Here is a 3,541-nt window from a genome sequence, read left to right as displayed (position 1 = left end):
GGGGTGGCCCTGAAACGAAAGAATGTCCGGCGGTGTCCTACTCTCCCACACCCTCCCGAGTGCAGTACCATCGGCGCTGGAGGGCTTAGCTTCCGGGTTCGGAATGTAACCGGGCGTTTCCCCTCCGCCATGACCGCCGTAACTCTATGAACATATCAAACAACCACCCAGGGCCGCCTGTTTGTTCAGAGTTGCACAGTGGACGCGTAGCAGCTTCGTAGTCAAGTCCTCGGCCTATTAGTACCGGTCAACTCAACCCGTTACCGAGCTTACATCTCCGGCCTATCAACCCAGTCGTCTAGCTGGGGGCCTTACCCCACCAAAGGTGGGTGGGATACCTCATCTTGAAGCAGGCTTCCCGCTTAGATGCTTTCAGCGGTTATCCCTTCCGAACGTAGCCAACCAGCCGTGCCCCTGGCGGGACAACTGGCACACCAGAGGTTCGTCCGTCCCGGTCCTCTCGTACTAGGGACAGCCCTTCTCAAGTATCCTACGCGCACGGCGGATAGGGACCGAACTGTCTCACGACGTTCTAAACCCAGCTCGCGTACCGCTTTAATGGGCGAACAGCCCAACCCTTGGGACCTGCTACAGCCCCAGGATGCGACGAGCCGACATCGAGGTGCCAAACCATCCCGTCGATATGGACTCTTGGGGAAGATCAGCCTGTTATCCCCGGGGTACCTTTTATCCGTTGAGCGACACCGCTTCCACACGCAAGTGCCGGATCACTAGTCCCGACTTTCGTCCCTGCTCGACCTGTCAGTCTCACAGTCAAGCTCCCTTGTGCACTTGCACTCAACACCTGATTGCCAACCAGGCTGAGGGAACCTTTGGGCGCCTCCGTTACCCTTTAGGAGGCAACCGCCCCAGTTAAACTACCCACCAGACACTGTCCCTGAACCGGATAACGGCCCGAAGTTAGATACCCGAATCAACCAGAGTGGTATTTCAAGATTGCCTCCACCCATACTGGCGTATAGGCTTCACCGGCTCCCACCTATCCTACACAAGCTAACTCAGATACCAATGTCAAGCTATAGTAAAGGTCCCGGGGTCTTTCCGTCCTGCCGCGCGTAACGAGCATCTTTACTCGTAATGCAATTTCGCCGGGCCTGTGGTTGAGACAGTGGGGAAGTCGTTACGCCATTCGTGCAGGTCGGAACTTACCCGACAAGGAATTTCGCTACCTTAGGATGGTTATAGTTACCACCGCCGTTTACTGGCGCTTAAGTTCTCCGCTTCGCCCCCCGAAAGGAGCTAACAGGTCCCCTTAACGTTCCAGCACCGGGCAGGCGTCAGTCCATATACATCGAATTACTTCTTCGCATGGACCTGTGTTTTTAGTAAACAGTCGCTTCCCCCTGCTCTCTGCGGCCATACAACGCTCCACCCGCAAGGGGCTTCACGTCTCCGGCCCCCCTTCTCCCTAAGTTACGGGGGCAATTTGCCGAGTTCCTTAACCACAGTTCGCCCGATCGCCTCGGTATTCTCTACCTGACCACCTGTGTCGGTTTGGGGTACGGGCCGCTCGGAACTCGCTAGAGGCTTTTCTCGGCAGCATAGGATCACTGACTTCACCTGAATCGGCTCGGCATCACGTCTCAGCCACATGTGTTGCGGATTTGCCTACAACACGGCCTACACGCTTACCCCGGCACAACCACCGGCCGGGATCAGCTACCTTCCTGCGTCACCCCATCGCTTGACTACTACCCGCCAGGTTCCCACGCTCCCCAACCTTGACCCGAAGGCCTCAGCGGTTTGGGTGGTTAGCACAACGAGGTTCATCACGGGCGCTCCTTCGCGGGTACGGGAATATCAACCCGTTGTCCATCGACTACGCCTCTCGGCCTCGCCTTAGGTCCCGACTCACCCAGGGCGGATTAGCCTGGCCCTGGAACCCTTGGTCATCCGGCGGAAGGGTTTCTCACCCTTCTTTCGCTACTCATGCCTGCATTCTCACTCGTGCCGCGTCCACAACTAGGTCACCCCGCTGCTTCACCCCCGGCACGACGCTCCCCTACCCACCCACACACCTGCACCAGACATCAAGGCCTGGCGAAGTATCATGTGAGTGCCACAGCTTCGGCGGTGTGCTTGAGCCCCGCTACATTGTCGGCGCGGAACCACTTGACCAGTGAGCTATTACGCACTCTTTAAAGGGTGGCTGCTTCTAAGCCAACCTCCTGGTTGTCTATGCGACCCCACATCCTTTTCCACTTAGCACACGCTTAGGGGCCTTAGCTGGTGATCTGGGCTGTTTCCCTCTCGACTACGAAGCTTATCCCCCGCAGTCTCACTGCCGCGCTCTCACTTACCGGCATTCGGAGTTTGGCTGATTTCAGTAAGCTTGTGGGCCCCCTAGACCATCCAGTGCTCTACCTCCGGCAAGAAACACGCGACGCTGCACCTAAATGCATTTCGGGGAGAACCAGCTATCACGGAGTTTGATTGGCCTTTCACCCCTAACCACAGGTCATCCCCCAACTTTTCAACGTTGGTGGGTTCGGCCCTCCACGTAGTCTTACCCACGCTTCAGCCTGCCCATGGCTAGATCACTCCGCTTCGGGTCTAGAGCATGCGACTCAAACGCCCTATTCAGACTCGCTTTCGCTACGGCTCCCCCACACGGGTTAACCTCGCCACATGCCACTAACTCGCAGGCTCATTCTTCAAAAGGCACGCCGTCACCCCGCAAGGCTCCGACGGATTGTAGGCGAACGGTTTCAGGTACTATTTCACTCCCCTCCCGGGGTACTTTTCACCATTCCCTCACGGTACTCGTCCGCTATCGGTCACCAGGAAGTATTTAGGCTTACCAGGTGGTCCTGGCAGATTCACGGCAGATTACAGGAGTCCGCCGCTACTCGGGAACACCCACAGAAGACCAGCAAATTTCACCTACCGGACTCTCACCGTCTACGGTCAGCCATTCCAGACCATTCGGCTATCCACTGGCTTTATCACTCCTCACACGAGTGTCAGCTCGTGTAGCAGGGTCCCACAACCCCGACCACGCAACCCCTGACAGGTATCACACGCAACCGGTTTAGCCTCAATCCGCTTTCGCTCGCCACTACTCACGGAATCACTATTGTTTTCTCTTCCTACGGGTACTGAGATGTTTCACTTCCCCGCGTTCCCCCCACACACCCTATGAATTCAGGTGCAGGTGACTGGACATGACTCCAGCCAGGTTTCCCCATTCGGACACCCTGGGATCACAGCTTGGTTGACAGCTCCCCCAGGCCTATCGCGGCCTCCCACGTCCTTCATCGGCTCCTGGTGCCAAGGCATCCACCGTTCGCCCTTGACAACTTGACCACAAAGATGCTCGCGTCCACTGTGCAATTCTCAACAAACAACCAACCCACAACCCACAGCCCCACACCAAACCCGACAACCGCCGGCGGTATGCGAGACCAGGCCGCACCTGGCAACCAACCCCGAGGCAAAACCTCAAAGGATCAGCACTGAAAGACAACCACCACAACGGGTTGTTCCTTCAGGACCCAACAGGGTGCTCTCCACTCCCCAC

Annotated in this window: 2 rRNA genes; both read right to left on the bottom strand. The window is 57.2% G+C overall.

Going from position 1 to position 3,541, the window contains the following annotated elements:
- Positions 1–24: 24 nt before the first annotated feature.
- Positions 25–141 (bottom strand): 5S ribosomal RNA (gene rrf / locus HDA31_RS31715).
- 76 nt (positions 142–217) lie between these two features.
- Positions 218–3,327, bottom strand: a 23S ribosomal RNA gene (locus HDA31_RS31710).
- Positions 3,328–3,541 lie beyond the last annotated feature (214 nt).

Source organism: Micromonospora carbonacea (genome assembly GCF_014205165.1).
Classification (GTDB): domain Bacteria; phylum Actinomycetota; class Actinomycetes; order Mycobacteriales; family Micromonosporaceae; genus Micromonospora; species Micromonospora carbonacea.
This window is presented reverse-complemented; position numbering and strand designations above follow the sequence as displayed.